General features: G+C 62.1%; 24 protein-coding genes. 11 read left to right on the top strand and 13 right to left on the bottom strand.

The genetic code is table 11. From position 1 onward, the window contains the following. A partial coding sequence (locus JAO74_RS18370; protein WP_199041751.1) for a transposase occupies window positions 1-229 on the top strand: 229 nt, incomplete at its 5' end. A 149-nt stretch (window positions 230-378) separates the two neighbouring features. On the opposite strand, the gene JAO74_RS18365 is transcribed toward JAO74_RS18370, so the two are convergent. Then, window positions 379-519, bottom strand: a complete 141-nt coding sequence (locus JAO74_RS18365) for an entericidin A/B family lipoprotein (protein WP_199041749.1) — start codon at window positions 517-519, stop codon at window positions 379-381. A gap of 66 nt (window positions 520-585) precedes the next feature. Continuing rightward, window positions 586-1,050, bottom strand: coding sequence for a hypothetical protein (locus JAO74_RS18990; protein ID WP_233151230.1), 465 nt, complete (start codon window positions 1,048-1,050; stop codon window positions 586-588). Window positions 1,051-1,099: 49 nt separating this feature from the next. On the opposite strand from JAO74_RS18990, the gene JAO74_RS18985 reads away from it, so the two are divergent. After that, window positions 1,100-1,345 (top strand): hypothetical protein, encoded by a 246-nt coding sequence (locus tag JAO74_RS18985; protein WP_233151229.1) that lies wholly within the window; start codon window positions 1,100-1,102, stop codon window positions 1,343-1,345. A 106-nt stretch (window positions 1,346-1,451) separates the two neighbouring features. On the opposite strand, the gene JAO74_RS18355 is transcribed toward JAO74_RS18985, so the two are convergent. The 7 genes from JAO74_RS18355 to JAO74_RS18330 form a co-directional block, all read right to left on the bottom strand. Continuing rightward, complete coding sequence (locus JAO74_RS18355) at window positions 1,452-1,649, bottom strand: hypothetical protein (protein ID WP_199041746.1); 198 nt, start codon at window positions 1,647-1,649, stop codon at window positions 1,452-1,454. Then, window positions 1,646-2,770, bottom strand: a complete 1,125-nt coding sequence (locus tag JAO74_RS18350) for a helix-turn-helix transcriptional regulator (RefSeq protein WP_332908856.1) — start codon at window positions 2,768-2,770, stop codon at window positions 1,646-1,648. Before JAO74_RS18350 ends, JAO74_RS18355 begins: the two co-directional genes overlap by 4 nt. A gap of 92 nt (window positions 2,771-2,862) precedes the next feature. Then, entirely contained in the window at window positions 2,863-3,168 is a 306-nt protein-coding gene (locus JAO74_RS19205; RefSeq protein WP_332908855.1) for a PAS domain-containing protein, read from the bottom strand. A 7-nt stretch (window positions 3,169-3,175) separates the two neighbouring features. Then, window positions 3,176-3,541 (bottom strand): CsbD family protein, encoded by a 366-nt coding sequence (locus JAO74_RS18345; RefSeq protein WP_199041743.1) that lies wholly within the window; start codon window positions 3,539-3,541, stop codon window positions 3,176-3,178. Between the two features lie 36 nt (window positions 3,542-3,577). Then, window positions 3,578-3,898 (bottom strand): hypothetical protein, encoded by a 321-nt coding sequence (locus JAO74_RS18340; RefSeq protein WP_199041740.1) that lies wholly within the window; start codon window positions 3,896-3,898, stop codon window positions 3,578-3,580. A gap of 963 nt (window positions 3,899-4,861) precedes the next feature. Continuing rightward, window positions 4,862-5,218, bottom strand: coding sequence for a hypothetical protein (locus JAO74_RS18335; RefSeq protein ID WP_199041737.1), 357 nt, complete (start codon window positions 5,216-5,218; stop codon window positions 4,862-4,864). A gap of 77 nt (window positions 5,219-5,295) precedes the next feature. After that, window positions 5,296-5,535: a hypothetical protein gene (locus JAO74_RS18330; RefSeq protein ID WP_199041735.1), complete on the bottom strand. Its 240-nt coding sequence runs from the start codon at window positions 5,533-5,535 to the stop codon at window positions 5,296-5,298. Between the two features lie 131 nt (window positions 5,536-5,666). Between JAO74_RS18330 and JAO74_RS18325 the strand changes: the two genes are divergently transcribed. Further along, entirely contained in the window at window positions 5,667-6,200 is a 534-nt protein-coding gene (locus tag JAO74_RS18325; RefSeq protein ID WP_199041732.1) for a GNAT family N-acetyltransferase, read from the top strand. Window positions 6,201-6,317: 117 nt separating this feature from the next. Here JAO74_RS18325 and JAO74_RS18320 read toward each other — a convergent pair whose 3' ends face one another. Continuing rightward, entirely contained in the window at window positions 6,318-7,301 is a 984-nt protein-coding gene (locus JAO74_RS18320; protein ID WP_199041759.1) for a DMT family transporter, read from the bottom strand. Window positions 7,302-7,396: 95 nt separating this feature from the next. On the opposite strand from JAO74_RS18320, the gene JAO74_RS18315 reads away from it, so the two are divergent. From JAO74_RS18315 to JAO74_RS18290, 7 genes are all read left to right on the top strand, one after another. Further along, on the top strand, window positions 7,397-7,888 hold the full coding sequence (locus JAO74_RS18315) for an Lrp/AsnC family transcriptional regulator (protein ID WP_199041729.1): 492 nt from the start codon (window positions 7,397-7,399) through the stop codon (window positions 7,886-7,888). A gap of 257 nt (window positions 7,889-8,145) precedes the next feature. Beyond that, window positions 8,146-8,820: a hypothetical protein gene (locus tag JAO74_RS18310; protein WP_199041726.1), complete on the top strand. Its 675-nt coding sequence runs from the start codon at window positions 8,146-8,148 to the stop codon at window positions 8,818-8,820. A gap of 463 nt (window positions 8,821-9,283) precedes the next feature. Next, window positions 9,284-11,491: a TonB-dependent siderophore receptor gene (locus tag JAO74_RS18305; protein ID WP_233151227.1), complete on the top strand. Its 2,208-nt coding sequence runs from the start codon at window positions 9,284-9,286 to the stop codon at window positions 11,489-11,491. After that, on the top strand, window positions 11,488-11,766 hold the full coding sequence (locus JAO74_RS18300; protein ID WP_199041719.1) for a hypothetical protein: 279 nt from the start codon (window positions 11,488-11,490) through the stop codon (window positions 11,764-11,766). Before JAO74_RS18305 ends, JAO74_RS18300 begins: the two co-directional genes overlap by 4 nt. Then, window positions 11,763-12,212 (top strand): PepSY-associated TM helix domain-containing protein, encoded by a 450-nt coding sequence (locus JAO74_RS18980; protein ID WP_233151225.1) that lies wholly within the window; start codon window positions 11,763-11,765, stop codon window positions 12,210-12,212. Before JAO74_RS18300 ends, JAO74_RS18980 begins: the two co-directional genes overlap by 4 nt. Beyond that, the gene (locus JAO74_RS18295) at window positions 12,182-13,315 is read left to right on the top strand and encodes a PepSY-associated TM helix domain-containing protein (RefSeq protein ID WP_332908854.1); all 1,134 of its coding nucleotides are present in this window, start codon (window positions 12,182-12,184) and stop codon (window positions 13,313-13,315) included. Before JAO74_RS18980 ends, JAO74_RS18295 begins: the two co-directional genes overlap by 31 nt. Next, entirely contained in the window at window positions 13,312-13,698 is a 387-nt protein-coding gene (locus tag JAO74_RS18290; RefSeq protein WP_199041713.1) for a DUF3325 family protein, read from the top strand. The genes JAO74_RS18295 and JAO74_RS18290 overlap by 4 nt, the downstream gene beginning before the upstream one ends. 79 nt (window positions 13,699-13,777) lie before the next feature. Here JAO74_RS18290 and JAO74_RS18285 read toward each other — a convergent pair whose 3' ends face one another. Together JAO74_RS18285 and JAO74_RS18280 are read right to left on the bottom strand one after the other, a co-directional pair. Beyond that, window positions 13,778-14,026: a hypothetical protein gene (locus JAO74_RS18285; protein ID WP_199041710.1), complete on the bottom strand. Its 249-nt coding sequence runs from the start codon at window positions 14,024-14,026 to the stop codon at window positions 13,778-13,780. Continuing rightward, entirely contained in the window at window positions 14,020-15,282 is a 1,263-nt protein-coding gene (locus JAO74_RS18280; RefSeq protein ID WP_233151223.1) for a DUF2339 domain-containing protein, read from the bottom strand. The genes JAO74_RS18285 and JAO74_RS18280 overlap by 7 nt, the downstream gene beginning before the upstream one ends. Before the next feature lie 126 nt (window positions 15,283-15,408). Between JAO74_RS18280 and JAO74_RS18975 the strand changes: the two genes are divergently transcribed. Further along, window positions 15,409-15,615, top strand: a complete 207-nt coding sequence (locus tag JAO74_RS18975) for a hypothetical protein (protein ID WP_233151221.1) — start codon at window positions 15,409-15,411, stop codon at window positions 15,613-15,615. 195 nt (window positions 15,616-15,810) lie between these two features. Here JAO74_RS18975 and JAO74_RS18275 read toward each other — a convergent pair whose 3' ends face one another. Further along, the gene (locus JAO74_RS18275) at window positions 15,811-16,431 is read right to left on the bottom strand and encodes a TetR/AcrR family transcriptional regulator (RefSeq protein ID WP_233151219.1); all 621 of its coding nucleotides are present in this window, start codon (window positions 16,429-16,431) and stop codon (window positions 15,811-15,813) included. Window positions 16,432-16,452 lie beyond the last annotated feature (21 nt).

Below are 16,452 nucleotides of genomic sequence, written 5' to 3'. Positions count from 1 at the left end.
TACCAAGCGGAACATCGAAGCCGTCATTCCCGGCCGATCAAACCGCCGCGTGAAGATCGAGTATGACCAAACGCTCTACAAGCAGCGCAACCGCATCGAGCGCATGTTCGGCCACCTCAAGATCAACCGTGCCATCGCTACCCGCTACGACCAGCTGACTAGTAGCTTCCTCGGCATGGTCCATCTCGCCACCGCCAGATACTGGCTCAAATTTGTCCACGCCGCCTAGACTATCGCTCAGTCGCAACATTCGAGTTCGCAGGGTTAGGCGCCAAAAGCGGTCGTAATGCGGGGATGAGCAAGCGGCTAAAGTTGAGTCAGACAGCGGTTTTTGAAGAGCCGCCCGATCACTTCCAGATCAGGCGGCGCTTTACGCGATTACTTCTTATTCTCGCCTGACGCGCTGGAGATCGCGGTTCCGGCGGACTTAACGTCCTTGCCGGCGCCGTTCACGGTATTGCAGGCGGCAAGTCCAATCATGGTTGTCAGTGCCAGCATCAGGCCGATTTTTTTCGTCATGACATTCTCCTTCACGTGGGGCAACGGGGGTGCGGCGGATGCGGTACGCCGATCCGCCGCGGTCATTCAGCGCAAGCGGCGACGGGTTGCCGCGGTTGCACCGAAACCTGATGCTGCTGCGCCGATCAGCAGCGCAAAGACGAGGACGAACGACGTGCCGGCAGCCGCGTCGGCGGCTTGATCGGTCGCCGACTTGGCGGTGGCGACGGTCTCGTTTTTCGTTTGGACGAACTGCTGCTTGGCGCGCGTCACTTGGGCCTGGGCTTCGGGACGGCTGATCTTACGCTGCGCAGCGACGATATCGACGATGCGGCTCTCCGCCTGCTGGCCATCGACACCACCCCGCGCGAGGGCGGGAAGTTCCTTGGCGATTTCCTTCTGCGCCTGTTCGGCCGTCATTTGCGACGGATCGCTCGGCGCATCGGACAGATAGGCGGCGGCCTCGCTGCGGACATCGCTTTCGTCGATCCCGGCGATCGACGCAGCCTTCGGTGCTGCCGCGCTTACCGTCGTGCCGGCCGCGCCAGCCACCGCGCCGATACAGAGTGAGGATCAGCGTCACGCCCCAAACGACCAGGCCATGGACAAGAGCGTCGAACCGCTCATGCACGCCCGCGACCCGCGCCGCGGCATACCCCCCGGCACCCAGCGCCAGAATGGTCGTGATCAACCAATAGATGCCGGCGCCGATCCCGAAACCAGCCGCACCCGGGGTAGTGCCCTCCACCGGATCAACCATCGTCAGACCGATGCCCGCCCCAAGAATGCCAAGGACGAGTTGCACCGCGACCGCGATGACGACACCGGCGAAAATCGCTCCCCATGACAGCCGGGTCGCGGTCTTGCCCACATAAGCATTATCGACCGGCGCGAGGCCGTTAGTTACGTTGGTCGCCATATATACTCCTGTTGAAACGATAGGGTCGCCGCGGTCAGGGCCGCGATGATTTCTGGATGTCGGAAGCGTCAGTGGCGCCGGCCTCTTTTTCGGCAGTGCCGCGCTCACGCGCAGCGTCGTCGCCGATAAGCTTGCCGATCGCCTCCTGGACGGAACCCTTGGCTTCACGCGTCGCCGCGGTCTTCGCCTTGGCATCGGTCGGTGCCGCTGCCTTTGAACGTCGGGTGGTCATGCTGCCGTCTCCTGTTCGGTCCGCTCCTGCATGACGCCTTGGCCGTCGAAGCCGCGGGCACGGGCCCAAGCGACCGCGGCGATGCGACGGTTCACGCCGATCTTGGCATAGATGCGGGCGACATGGTTGCGGACGGTGTTGCCGGCGACATCGAGGGTCCGTGCGATCGTCTTGTCGTCGTAACCGCGGCAGATAAGCGCCAGGACGTCGCGTTCGCGCGTCGTGAGATCATCAAGGCCCGGGCCAGTGACGTCTGGCTGGGGGGCACGAAGCCGTGCCAGCTTGTCCATGATCGAACGGCTGAACCAACTCGTATCCTTCATCACCGCCTCGATCGCTTCGACCAGTTCGAGTTCGGTCGCCTTGCGCTGCGTGATGTCCTGGAACGCCCATAATACGCAGGCGTCGTCACCCAGCGTGATCGCCTCGGTCGAGACGATGCAATCGATCCTGTCACCGTCCTTCGTATGGATGCGCGCTTCGTAACCCCTAAGGTCGTGTCCGCCGTCGATCGACGCCTCGATCTCGCAACGTTTCGCGTCGTTTTCCCAAAGCCGTATGTCGCCGAGCGGGCGATCGATGATCTCGGTCGGGCTGTAACCGGTCATCTCGGTAAAGCTGGCGTTCACCTCACACAGCAGGTGTCCGTCGCGCACGCCGATCGCCATCGGCACCGGTGCGAGCTGGAAGGTGCGGGTGAACCGCTCTTCGCTTTCGCGTAGCAAGCCTTCGGCTTTCCGGCGCGGTTCGAGATCCGCGAAGGTGAACAGCATGCAGGGTTGTTCGCCCATATCGATCGGCTGCCCCGCCACGATGACGAGCTTGGTACCGCCATCGGGCAGCTCGAGTTCCGCCTCCATCTGCGGAATGGTCCGCCCTTCGGACAGACGTTCCTTGGCCAAGTCGCGCTTTTCCGCCTGACGCAACACATCGATGTCATAGACCGTCTTGAACAGCACTTGATCTCGATCATGCCCGGTCATGTCGAGGAAACCCTGGTTGACCTTGATAAAGCGTAGGTCGTTCAGACGGCAGATCACGGCGGGTGCCGGGTTGGCGTTGAATGATTGCTCGAAGCGATCCTCTGCCTCGAAACGCGCCGATACATCCTGGATCACCATCACCAGGCATGCAGGATCAGCGTCATCGGCGTCGTTGAGGACGAGACTGCGCACCTGATGTACCCAGCGGGGGGCGTCTTCCCCGCCGACAGTTACCTCCACCACGACTTCCAAAAAAAGGAGTCGCCGGTGACTACGCGCTCGATGGGATAATCGTCTGCTTCGAGGCGGTGATTGTTGCGGTAGCGCAGCTGGAACCGCGAACGATACTCGTCCACGGTCGCCCCCAGCGCTGCGATGTCGTTGACACCGTGCATCGCCAAAGCAGCATCGTTCGCCCAGAGCAGACTCTGGTCGGGATCGATCAGGATCACACCCTCATCCAGACCGACGACGATCTGGCGCAAGTGACGCAGATCCGCCGTTTCGCGAAGGGATTTGAACGCCGCTTCGGCCATGACGGGGTTAGGGACGCCGTGCGTGGATGAACCAGGCAAGGCCGTAGCCGACCAGCGCTGCTGCAACCGCCCAGAGTGCGGGTGTATCCTGAACGGTCTGCGCCGCGGCCTTGCCGCTCTTCTGTGCGGTATCCGCGATGCGTTCGCCGGCGTCCTTCAGGCGGTCGCGCGCCTCATCGACCAACTCGGGTGCGCTGTCGATCGCATCGCCGACGATGGACCGGGCGCGGCCGTATTTGTGCTGCGCCCCGCCAACGACCTGATCGACGACGCCATCGACCTTCCACTCGCGGCTATCGACGGCATCGCCGACCGTCTTCTCGACCTTGCCGCCCACGTAGCGGGCACCACCCTTAAATTCGTCTTTGTTCATAATCGGTTCCTTGCAGGAATGAAGATGGGCAATCGGTCAGGGAAGGACGCCGCAGCCCGCGGCGGCCTTACCCACAGCCAACGCGATGCCCGGATCCTTCAGTTCACCGGCAACACGCAGCAGGTCACTGACCGTCAGCACGCCGGGCGTGGTATCGTCCTTGCGATAGGCCGCAGCGGCGCGACCGAGCTGTTGAAGCTGCCCGAGCGACAGGTCGCTCTGAAGGCGGGTGCCGACGCAGTCCGCACGCGGGTCGTCGAGGCCATAGCGCTGAAGCCCCGTCGAAATACGGGTGGCTGGCGCGGCACAGCCGGTCAGGGTCACCGCGCAGAACGCTGCTATTACAAACACCTTCATGGGGGTTCCTCCCGGCCGGACCCGAAAGCGCGGCCGGTTCGGGCGTTTGAACAGTCCGGGAAGATGCCTGTTCCTGGTCTTTTTGCGTGTGACGCTAGTCGTTAAGTACCATAACGGTACAGGCGGCGCGTTCTTCACAGAGCTGCTGAAGACGTCCGTGGATCACACGGGCGCCCGGTTCGGCGCTCTTTTCGGCTAGACGACGATGGTCTTCGGCGCGACGCCGCAGATAGTCGCGCTCCTCAACGCCGGATCGGATAACGTGGTGGGTATCATGTTCGACTCTCATGCCGTGTGCTATCAGCGGAAAGCACGCTCGGACATCATGCGGATGTACCCTGATCCTAGTAGATTTGTATGCCAAGCGCCGATTTTACCAGCTCGAACGCCCAAGACGTTTACGCAGTTTCCGGGTTCGGCCCGCCAATAGCGCGAGCCGCAATGCAGGTAGTGCAGGCACAGACCTGCGTGCCGAATGCAGTCAATTATACAAATGAACGATTGGCTGAAAGTGAGAGCTGTTGGCTCCAGTCGATATGACTCGCCATTCCACGCGCGAGTGACTCGGAGGACCGCTCCCTGCCGGGGACTTCCGGCAACTGCCCGCCAGTTCCTCCTCGGTGCCCGACTTCGATCGGGCATTCCTCCATTCCCGTAACTCCATGTCGACCAAGCCATTTTGGGAAAACGGTTTCGGGAACGGATTTTGGGAAAACGGGCCTACTGGGAGCGGATCGGCTAAGCCGTCGACATAGTCGTCTCAATGGCCGTTCCTAATCGGGAAGGCCAAGGCGAGTTGCCGGGCTGGCTCCACGCCTGACAAGATCAATAGTTATAACGAGTTGTCAAGCTAAAGGCGGTCGATCGTGAACCCGGTCGTCGATCTGGCTGACAGCGTTCGTAGACCCTGTATACCTTCCGCCTTAGTGGCTTCGATCAATTCTCGCGACCAGAACCACCCAATTAAGTCGAGATCGGTGAAGGAAGATACGTTGGCAAGATCCTCGTTGCGAAAGGATGCACCGGCGGGAAACTTAACTGATCGAATCCATTCCCCGCGTAATCCTCGTCCTTGACGAGAACGTCGGTAAGCTGTGCATCGACAGCGGACTGGTTTCTGTTGGGCATCGCCATGAAGAAGGGCACTTCTACGCCCTTCGACGCCCCGATGGTGACCGGTCTCCGTTCCAGCGAGCCGGGATCGAGCCGATCGATTAGGGCAACCAGTCGTTCCGACAGGAAGAATGCGTGGCTACCGGTCGAATAGAAATCTACCAACGCCTTTGCCACCCGATCGAAGGTCACATCCGGCGTTGGCATCGAAGACACCGGAATACGCGGCTTCCGGTGTGACCCAAACCAAGGGTTTTTCTCTAATTCAAGCGTGTTGTGCCACTCTAACCGTCCGGGATAATTATAGTTTGCCACACGGCGTAGAAGCGCTCTTCTCCATCTTCCGCAGACCGTCGTTCGAACAGCCGAGTTTCGCCTTCGGGCACCTGTCGCAGCATGTCCTCGATCGACAGGGCAGCGCACGACGAGGCGAGTTTGGCGGGATTGGGGACGTGGCTGGGCGATCCGGCACCATCGGAAACACCATCGGGAAACGTATCGTCGTCAATCCTATCGGAGCTCATCGGCGTTCCGTATCTGCCTCGTTGCCATACCTCGCCAGCATAGCCGTGATTGGCCCTACGCGCACTTTCCCTTTTCTCGATCCCAATCGGGAAAGGTCGTGTTCGGCCAAGCGGCAGGCTAGGCGTGGACGATGATCGCAATTAGTGATCCGCCGTCGATCCTGACAGAGCATGATGCCGGTGACGTTGCTGACCTATACGCCCGGTGCACCGACTACTTCATGTTACAGGACGGGGAGCCGGCGACGCTGGCGGATGCGATCGATATGTTTCGCGATGTGCCCGATGAAAAGAGTTCGGCCGATCAAACCATTATGGGCTGGCGGGGTGAAAACGGCCTGATAGCCGTGGGCGTCATCCTGCGTGATTACCCAAGCGATCGTGTCTGGTATCTCGGCTTCATGATCGTTGATTCCGCCGCCAGAGGGCAAGGCATCGGCCGAACGATTTATGACATGATCGAGCAATGGGCAGCGGCTCACGGCGCACAGGAGATAAGACTTGCTGTCCTTGAGGCAAACGAGGCGGCGGAGAGGTTCTGGCGGTCACTAGGCTATAGAGAGCTTCGACGTGTCGGTCCCGACACCTTCAAGTCGCGGAGCCATCATCGCGTCGAGCTATACCGGCTCTTGGGCAGCAATCTAACAGTTCCCCCTGCCCAGTAGCGTCACCATTCTCATTTCCCGATCCCTCTGGGAAAACGGGCGTCAAGGCGTCTATCGGCGAGATCGCTGCGGACGCATTTGCAACAGCGGTTCCCAATCGGGAAGGCTGGTAGCGGGTTATGCAAACTGCTCTTCCGTGACAGGCCGGGGCAGTGTGGTATGGCGCCGGTGGGCGGCGATGCAGGTCAGGACGCTTACTACGACCAGGACAAAGGCCGCAACCTCAAGCAGCACCGGCAGGCGTCGTTCCCACAAGAAGCCGTAGAGCAGGGCGAACAGGGTCTCGAACAAGATCATCTGGCCAACCAAAGTCAGCGGCAGCAGGCGGCTCATGCGGTTCCACAACGCGTTGCCGAGGATCGAAGCAGCCACCGCGACGGCGATCGACACGACGCCGAATTGCATCCATGCACCGGCTGCGTGCCTGATCGGCTCAACGGCCGCACTGACCGGGAGCAGTGCCAACGCCTGCGCGCCGGTGACTACGCCAGTCAGCAGGTTCCAATCGTGAACGGACACACGATCGAGGCGATCCAGTGCGCGTGTGTTCCCCACTGCATAGGCTGTCCAAGCGACAAGCGCTCCGATCGCGCAAGCGAAGCCGATCAAATCGCGGCCGGCGCCACCGGAGGCGGGGCGGCCGAGTGCTTGCCACCCGATGCACACCGCACCGGCCGCACAGAGTAGCAGCGAGGGCACGAGGCGGGTAAGCGGAACAGCGTCGCGGTCGCGGCTGCCGATGATCGTCACGGCGACCGGAAGGAAGCCGATGACAAGCGAGGTCGTGGCGATGCCGGCGTTCTGCACCGCAGTCGATAGTAGGATGTAGTAGAGCGTATTACCGGCGAGCGACAGCCAGACCAGCGCCAGCCAGTCACGTCTTGCTAGTGTGCCGGCGAGCGCGCGCCAGTGGGGCGCGATCAGCAGGGCCGAGATGATGCCGTAGGCAAGATAGCGACCAATCGCGAGTTGCAGCGGGGTGAAATCACGCACCAGCTCCGGGGCGAGAAACACAAGGCCCCACAACGCGCCGGCCCCCATACCGCAAGCGATTCCGAGAGTGGTTCGATTGGTGCCGGTTTGGTCGGGGGGCGATATCATCACGGCTAAACCTCGCTGCTGATGCCGGATCATATCATCACCAGTGCGAGCGGTGTGCTCTTGCTTGGGCGCCCAAATGCAACAATTACTCGCCTATGCCCCGCACGCTATCAGCCCGCCGTCCTTCCCTAGACGCCTTCGACCGCGCGATCCTGCGCATGGTTCAGCGCGACAACAAGACGCCGCAGAGGACGATCGCAGAGGCGGTGAACCTCTCCGCCGCAGCGGTCCAGCGTCGGATCGCGGCGATGGAGGACGCCGGCGTTATCGTGCGCAACGTCGCAATCGTCGACACGGCAGCCGTAGGGATGGCAATTACATCCATCGTCGAGGTCCATTTAACCGACGAGCGATCAGTTACTGTGGACGCTGCCAAAAAGCTGTTTCGTGACGCGCCAGAGGTCCAGCAATGCTACTACGTCACCGGCGGAATCAGTTTTGTGCTGGTGATCGTCACGTCTGATATGGCTGCCTATGAAGCGATAACTCGACGCCTGTTCGCGCAGAACGATGCTGTGGCGAGCTTTCACAGCCTCATAGCACTCGATCGCGTCAAGGCTGGTGGCGAACTTACGATCCCCGCCTGATTGTAACCGGCCTGAGCGAGCTTTCCCGTTATACCATCGATTCCGAGAACGCCCGCGCCGCCTCGATACCCGCTCCCTTTTGCGAAAACCGACTATACTTGGCTCCGTCGTAGCTTTGGCCTCATTGTTACGGCTTTTATAGCCACGTGAACCCGACCCTCCGCAGTTCGGCATATAATGGTCTAGGCACTAAATCGTGCTCCACGCGAGCAAGCCTTTCCCGGTTCTGTCGGAGGGAGGTTGAGGGGGGTGGTTAGATGATCGCAAATTCGACCGTCGGCTTTTGCGCGCTGCCCGTAGGCCCACTCCTGTCGGCACGACCCAAAGAGAGGGTCAGCCAGCCAGAAACGCAAACACCGGCTTCGCCATCGAGCAGTCCTTCTTCAGATGCGAGCATTGCGGTGCAGCCCGGTAGTTTGTTGTCCTCCAGCGCCGTCGCGGAATTGCTGAAGTCAACCGACGCTGCCCCAGCAAGCAGGAGTGCTGCGGTGAAGCCATGGACAATCAGCCATGCGGATATGCTTGACGCCATCAAACGGTCGAAGGCGTACGCATCTGGAGACGACTCCGGTGCTGGCACCCTGGGAAAGACTTACACTTCAAAGGACGTCGCATTTATCCATGCGACAACGGGATACAACGTTATAGCGATGCGTGGGCTTACGGCTGTCGTGGACGACAACGGCTTTTCTGCGTCCGCGGACGGGACCGACCCCGCTAATCAGATTGCCAGTGCAATCGAGGGCGCCCGTTCTCACGGTGCCCTGAAGGGCGAGATTACGCCGGATTACGCAAAGAGCATGATCAGCTATTATGCTGGCTTTATGAAGGACTTCCCCGCTGATTGGCAGGACAAGGCACTGAGATTCCTCGGCGGTACGGAAAAGTCGCAATCGGAACTGGTAACGGACCGGACGACCGCAGCGGTCTAATTTATTCGAAGGGTGACGGGAAGCAGGAACTTCCCATCCGTCAGATATCAGGGCACTCGTGGTGTCCGGCTATGACGAGGCTGAGGGCATTGAGCCGGATTTGCCCCGCCTCACGAAGCCATTCCGCCGTGCGGACCTTGCCGAGAGTCTTGCGGCACTAGGTTGAACCTGCCGCCATCGCTTTTCCAACATCCTTATCAGAGGCTCGCTGCCGGTCGACCGACCGACGTTCCCAAAACATCCATTCGACAGATTGCGGGAAAGCTGGCGCTTTCTCCTTTCCCGATCCCAATGGGAAAGCTCCGGCCGTCTCGCGGCCCGTTCCTCGTCGGGATGTCCCGCATCTCACCGTTCGGCTGAGCGGCTCCGCCCTACCTTGATAATGATAGCTGTTATCATTAGTGCGTTCTGCGAAGGGGAACCACTAGTGCATATCAAAGTAGCAGCGTGCGCGATCTCTCTCTTGGCATCGTCGCTCGGCACCGCCGCGGCTGGGCAAGCGCGCCCGAGCGAGGACGATCAGTCCAGTGACATCGTGGTGACGGCGACGGGGCAGTCGAGCGCCACGTCCTCGACGAAAACCAACACTCCGATCGTCGAATCGCCGCAGTCCATCTCTATCATCAGTCGTGAGGAGCTGGACTTGCGCGCCTCGCCAACAATCGCGGACGCGCTCAGCTATACCGCCGGCGTCTACATCGAGCCGTACGGTGCCGACAATCGCACCGACGAGGTCGTGGTGCGCGGTTTCGGCGCAGGCGGGTTCTCCTCGAACAACAACTTCGTCGATGGCCTCCGGCTACCGTCTGGCGGCCAGTGGACCCGCCCCGGCTTCGACCCTTTCGCGCTCCAGCAGTTGGAGGTGCTGAAGGGACCATCGGGCGCGCTCTACGGCCAGACCGCACCCGGCGGCGTCGTCAATGTCGTCTCGAAGCGACCCACTTTCACACCGCGCGGCGAGGTGCTGCTGCAGGGCGTGGGCTATAATGGTTTCGACCGGTGGAGCTACCAAGGCGCAGCCGACTATAGCGGCCCGATCACCGACACGCTGGCGGGCCGCATCGTCGGCCTCGCGCGCTATGGCGAAACGTCGGTCAAGGACACCGAAAACGCCCGCCAGTACCTGTCCGCGGCCCTGACGTGGCAGCCTACCGCACAAACCACCTGGACGCTGCTCGGCCAGTATCAGCGCGACGAGGGCAACTCGACATTCCAGTTCCTCCCTGCCGTGGGCGTCCTGACGCCGACCGCTGGACGGTTCATCGAGAACGACGCCAATCTGGGCGAGAGCGACTGGAACCAGTTCGATCGAAACCAGTATCTCGCTGGCAGCTTCTTCGAGCACCACTTCGGCGACCGCCTCGCCATCCGCAACAATACCCGCTTCACGCGGCTCGAGACGCTGTACCGCGGCGTGCTGCTGTCGGGCGGCACCTTGGCGACCTGCCCCACGACGATTCCAGGCTGTATTCCCGGCCGCACCGTCCAGCGGCGCGGCGTACAGGGGATTGGCGACAGCGATGGCTGGGCGACCGATACGCAGCTTGAGTTCAAACTGAACACCGGGCCGGTAGCGCACAAGCTGCTCGCTGGCGTCGACTATTTCCATACCGAATGGCAGCACGGCCGCGATGCGGTCGCGGGCGCGCGGGTTCTTCCGGTGCTGGACATCCTCAATCCGGTTCAGCGCGGTGCGGCCGGTTACGATGTCGGGCTGACCCGGCTGGTATATATCGATACCGTCTCGAAGCAACGCGGCCTTTATGCGCAGGATCAGATCGAGGCGGGACGGTTGCGCGTTACCATCGGCGTGCGTCAGGACGAGGCGGACGATACAACTGTCAACTTCACCAATCCTGCGGCACCGACCAGTTTCCGCAACGAGTCCGATGCCGTGACTTGGCGGGCGGGCGGCGTGTACCTCTTCGACAATGGGCTCGCACCCTATGCGAGCTATGCCGAGAGCTTCCAACCGCAGGTCAGCGACCCGTCGAGCTCGCTCAATGCAGTCCAGTTTGTGCCCGTCACAGGCCAACAATATGAGGCGGGGCTGCGCTTCCAGCGTGGCCGCAATATCTACGTGACGCTCGGCGCCTATCAGATCACGCAGCAGAATATCACCACGCCCGACCCGGCGGGCACACTGTGTGGCCTTGCCGTATGCCTGGTCCAGACCGGCGAGGGTCGCGTGCGCGGCATCGAACTGGAGGGTAAGGCGAGCCTGCCCTGGGGCACCGCGATCATCCTAACGGGCACGCGCTCGGATGCGGAGATCACGAAGTCAAACGCAACGTTGCTGGCGAACGGCGTGCGGCGCTCGCAGGTCGGGCTCGATCTGCCACAGGTACCCGAATGGCTCGCATCCGCGTTCGTCGACCATCGCTTCCAGACCGGCGGACTCGCCGGTCTCGGGCTCGGCGGTGGAGTGCGCTACACCGGCAGGAGTTGGGGCGATACCAACAACACGCTGCGCATTCCCGACTACACCCTGTTGGACGTCTTCGTTCGCTATGACTTCGGCGTCGCGAACCCGGCCCTGAGAGGGCTGCTGCTGTCGGTCAACGGACGCAACGTCGGTGACGAACGGTTCGTAGCAACCTGCAACAGCGTCGCGGCCTGCTATTACGGTCAGGGCCGCAGCCTCACCGCCCGTCTTCAATTCCGGTGGTGACCGGGGGAGCAATCGTCGCGCGCGTCGCCGCAGCGCTGGCGGGGAATTACGCCGCGACCGCCGCGTCCGGCGCGCTCCTTGCTGTGCTGCTCGCGCGCGCGGGCATGGCGCGCGCCGATGCGGTGGTCGCCGCCTCGATCGTTGCCATCGCCGGCTTTCTCGTCATGCTGATCTGGGCGTTCCACGCGCCGATCTGGCGCGCATGGTTCGTCCTCGCGGGCATCGTGGCCGCAGCCACAATGCTCGTTCACCTGCTGGGACCGGCGACGGCATGAGCGAGGCGTTCCGTATCTCGATGAACTGGCTCCACACTTGGATGGGGCTAGTGGTCGGCGCGTTGCTCTTCGCGATCTTCTGGATGGGGACGCTCGCTATCTTCGATCGGGAGATCGACCGCTGGATGATGCCCGCGACGCGTGTCGCCGTCCCGGTAGCGGTGTCCGTCGATGCGATCGCACGGACGATGCATCCGCTCGCGGTCGCGGCGAAGGCGCGGCGCTGGGGCGTGCAGATGCCGACCGCGCGCCAACCGACCGCGCGCGCCTATTACGACACCGCGACGGAGCGGCAGGTGCTGCATCTCGATCCTGCAACCGGCGTGGTCATCGCACCGGAGCGGACGCTGGGAGCCACCGGCTTCTTCTATCCCTTCCACTTCAGCTTGTTCATCCATCGCTGGAACTTGGGCGAGTGGCGGCCGGGCTCGCCGCAATGGCAATGATGGCGATGTGCGTATCGGGCGTCGTCATCCATCGACGCATCTTCGCCGACTTCTTTACGCTGCGGGTCGTTAGCAAGGCGCAGCGCACTACGCTCGACCTGCACAACCTGACCGGCGTGGTCGGCCTGCCGTTCAACTTCCTTATTTCGTTTACCGGGCTCGTCATCCTCATGGGCACCTATCTGCCTGGCATTCAGGCGGTGCTCTATCCGGGCGAACCGGCCGCTTTTGCGGTCGAGGCCTATGGCACCCCCCGGGCCTCGCCCGCCAAGCAGCCCGCCGACCTCGCCCCGCTCGGTGCAATGGTAGGGCAGGCACAGCGGCGGTGGGCGGTCGCGGCACCGGCGACGGTGCTCGTCTTCAATCCCGGCGACCGCGCCGCCTTGGTTCATGTGCATCAGGATACCGGCGCGCGAGTGACGATGGACGCCAATACCGTTGTGTTCGACGGCGCGACCGGGCGGGTGGTCGCCGGGCCGCACCGCTACAGTCCGACGCTGATGACGCTCAGCTATCTATCGGGCATGCATTATACGTGGTTTCGGCACACCACCTTACGCTGGCTCTACTTCGTCAGCGGCCTTGCCGGGTGCGCGTTGATCGCGACGGGCTTCCTGTTCTGGATCCAGTCGCGCGCAAAGCAACACGCCAAGGCAGGCGTGCGTGGCTTGGCGCTGGTCCGCGGCCTGTCGGTCGGTGCGACCGCCGGGCTGGTGCTGGCCTCGCTCGCCTTTCTCGTCGCCAACCGCCTGCTCCCGGACTTGCCCACGATCGCCGGCGTGCCGCGTGCCTGGATGGAAGTGCGGGTCTTCTGCGTCGTCTGGTTGCTCGCCTTCGCCAATGCCTGGTTACGGCCGCACACGGCGTGGCGCGACCAGAGCGTCGCGATCGGCGTCGCGTGCTTTGCGGCCGTACTGCTTGACTGGGTGACGACGGGCAACGTGCTGCCCCTCGACGGAGCGGGCGGTCGATGGAGTGCTGCGGGCGTCGATCTCGTTCTTCTATGCGGATCTGCCCTCGCATGGATCGCCGCACGCCGGCTACACGCCCGCAGCCAAATCGTTACACGTCGTGATCCCCGATCCGCAGGAAGCAAGCCGTGATTGCTTCCATCCTGCTTGTCGCGGCGTTGCTACCGGCCATCGTCGGTGCCGCCATGATCGCACTTGTCCGCCGTGCGCACTGGACCGCGGTTACCGGATCACCGATGCCAAATGGCAGTCGGCGCAGGAAAGTGACTGTCGGCGCAGGGCTGCTGCTGGTCACTGTCGTGTTCGCCGTCCTACGCGACGGATGGGGCATGGGACTTCTTCTCGGTCCCTTGCTGATCGCGACCGGCATCGCGATCGTGATCGTAACGCTGGCCCTACGGCCTCGCGCGCTGCTGCCTGTCGCGACTATAGTCGATCGAGCAGCTCGCCAACGCTTTCTGCTGGGCAACCCTATCTGGCATCAGCAACATCCTACCGATGACATCGACCAATGAGTTTCGGGATTGGTGGCAATTCTCACTTTTCGATCCCTTATGAGAAGGCCCGGCCGCCTGTCAGGCTCCTTACCTGAAGCTATATCGCGACAGGTCCGTCACCATGATGGCAAGCAGAACAAGACCACCTATCCCCAGCGAGAGCAAAGGAAACGAGGTCTGGCGCGGACAGGATTTTCAGCGGCAGCACCCAAGGAAACCATCCCGCCTGATTGGTCCGTGTCATTGCAACCGCCATCGCCACCAACGTATCACCGATGCCCACGACCGTTGGCATGACGAAGCCGACGAAGCGCAGTGCGGTCCAGAGCTGGATCACCATCAGCATTGTCGCGCCTGCCAGCAACAGCGAAACCGTGCGCGCCAGTTTTGCCCAAGGCAATGATCCCAACGGGGTATGGCCTCCGATGGCTCCGACAATCGACGCGCGACCAGCGACTCGGCGGGCGCGGGCACGAGCCTGGATGCGGACTGGCCGCTTTCAGGTGGATGTGACGGGATCGCCGGCGCGAGTAGCTCGGCTTCGCTTGTTGTGATTGTCTCTCTCTGGTGGCGATCGGCGCAGATGACATCGTGTCCGTAAGCATCGGCGCTGCGGGGTACGATTGCGCCGCCCAGCGTTGACCGTTGGCCGACACCGATCGCCATCATCAGAAGGACCGCCGTCAGCAGCAGGGGTGGTAGATGCCGCGAGGTGCGGCGACGCGTCTGATCGGGGCTGGCGGACGGCGGCTGGCCCGCCCAGACTAGGAACAGCGCATAGAATATATAGGCGGCATCGCCGTACCCCCACCAAGGGGAATTGCGAGCGAGGGCGTATCGCTGGAATATCCAGGTCGAGCCAAAACTGGTCGCGGCATAGAGGAAGAACAGGATCGCCAAGGCGGTCAGTAGCCGCCTGACATGGCCTCGCTGGGTCAGGAGCGAGGTAATCGCCACCAGGCCAAAGAACAGGACACCCGAATTGAGATAGCCGTTGATCGTCGAGGAGGCCGCCCCCGACGGCCAGGCGAGCAGGGAGATCGCCATGGCCAGCAGAAGCGTCTGGCCAAGGTCAAGGCCGCGCAGCAACCAGCCGCGATCCTCCTCGACCGTTGGCAGCAGCACGATGAGGAAAACGATCTGCCGCGGAATATGAAAGAAATGGAGAAATTCGTCCCGGTGATCGATCATCGACCGCGTCACGGCCGCGGTCGCCCAACTGATCGCCCAGATCGTGAAACCGAGCGTGACGAGGCGCCATCGCCATCTGCCGACCGACCCGCGCTCCCGGGGCGTGGCCGCGGCGGTGACGAAGGCGCAAAGCGCGGCGAGGCCCGCCATGCCGGCCGGCATCGACCAGATCTGGTTCGGCAAGACGATCGTCGTGCCGATCTGCATCGCGACGCACAGGAAAACGGCGGTAGTCCACCATCCGCGACGGGGAAGGAGCGCCTCGGCGTCCGGGCGTGCTAGGCGGAAAGACTTTTGGCAGTTTCGCCCATTAGCATCCTGTATATATGACATAGTTTGCTGCGCTTTTGGAAAGAGATCACTTATGCTGCGCTTAGCCATTTCAATAATGTTGATCAGCGGGCTGTTCATCATTCTGTCGATCGCCGGTCTACCTGTGAACGCTAGCATGGTTGGCACCGCATGCGGAGTTACTGCTGTGCTGTTGATGGGGCGCGGAAAACAGAAGGTCTCGAAGAGCGGGTTATGACTGGCATAATGAAATTCGGTATCGTCGCAGCCAGCCTGTGCGTCACAGTCATCCTTACCTGGGGCGCTGCGCATCTCGCCATCCTATCCACGCTGTGGTTTGGTGAGATTCCTGAGGTAGCGAAAGCCGTGCGACTTTTCCCGGTGTTTATCCTGCCTATCGTTGCGGTTGCTATTTATCGTCGGCGCACTCGCGCTGCGATGCCTGCTTTATAGGGCTAGCTGGCACAAAAACCTTCATTCTCGTTTCACGATCGTTTTCGAGAATGCTGGTTGAGGTCGTTACGCCGGAATGAGGAGTCACTCGCGCGTGGAATGGCGAGTCATATCGACTGGAGCCAACAGAGAGCCGAGTTGGACGCTACGAATGGCCGAATATGCGTCTTCGCGCCCGCTTTGGTCGTCCAGCGGTTAGCGGGTATCGAGAGTGACCGCGGAGAGCGTTTCGCGCACGCGGGCGAGGGCAGTAGCTTCAGCATCCGATCCACCCATCAGCGCCCAGGCTCCACCGATCGCGAAGGCGCAGTGGCCGTGAACCGTCGCGATCAGCGAGCGTGATAGCGTAACGACGGTTTCATCGACCGGCCGGCTGAGCGCGCGCGCGACCTCGTCGACCACGATACCGGTCAACAGCCCGCGGCCAGCTTCGTCGGCTTCGCTGAGACTGGTGTCGGCGGGGAGCCGGTGATCGTAGATGGCCGTCCACCAGTGCGTATGCTGTCGCGCGAAGTCGAAATAGCCGGCGACGAGCGCCGCGAGCCGATCGCCGTCGTCGCCGACCGCCTCTAGCTGCTCGCGCAAGAATGCGGCCCAGGCGACGAAACTGCGGGTATTGAGCGCAGCAATCAGCCGATCCGAAGAACCGAAGACATTGTGGATGGTGCCGATCGAGTAGCCGATCTGGCGCGCGACCTCGCGCGCGGAAAAGCCACCGAGCCCCACTTCCGCGACCAGCGCGTGCCCAGCGGACAGGATCAGTTCCTCGAGTTCGGCGCGGGTGTGGTCGGATCGTCTGCCCATGGCAAGCACCATTAAGCACAAAAATGATCGCTG

Source organism: Sphingomonas mollis (assembly GCF_016427505.1).
In the GTDB taxonomy this organism is placed as follows: domain Bacteria; phylum Pseudomonadota; class Alphaproteobacteria; order Sphingomonadales; family Sphingomonadaceae; genus Sphingomonas; species Sphingomonas mollis.
This window is presented reverse-complemented; position numbering and strand designations above follow the sequence as displayed.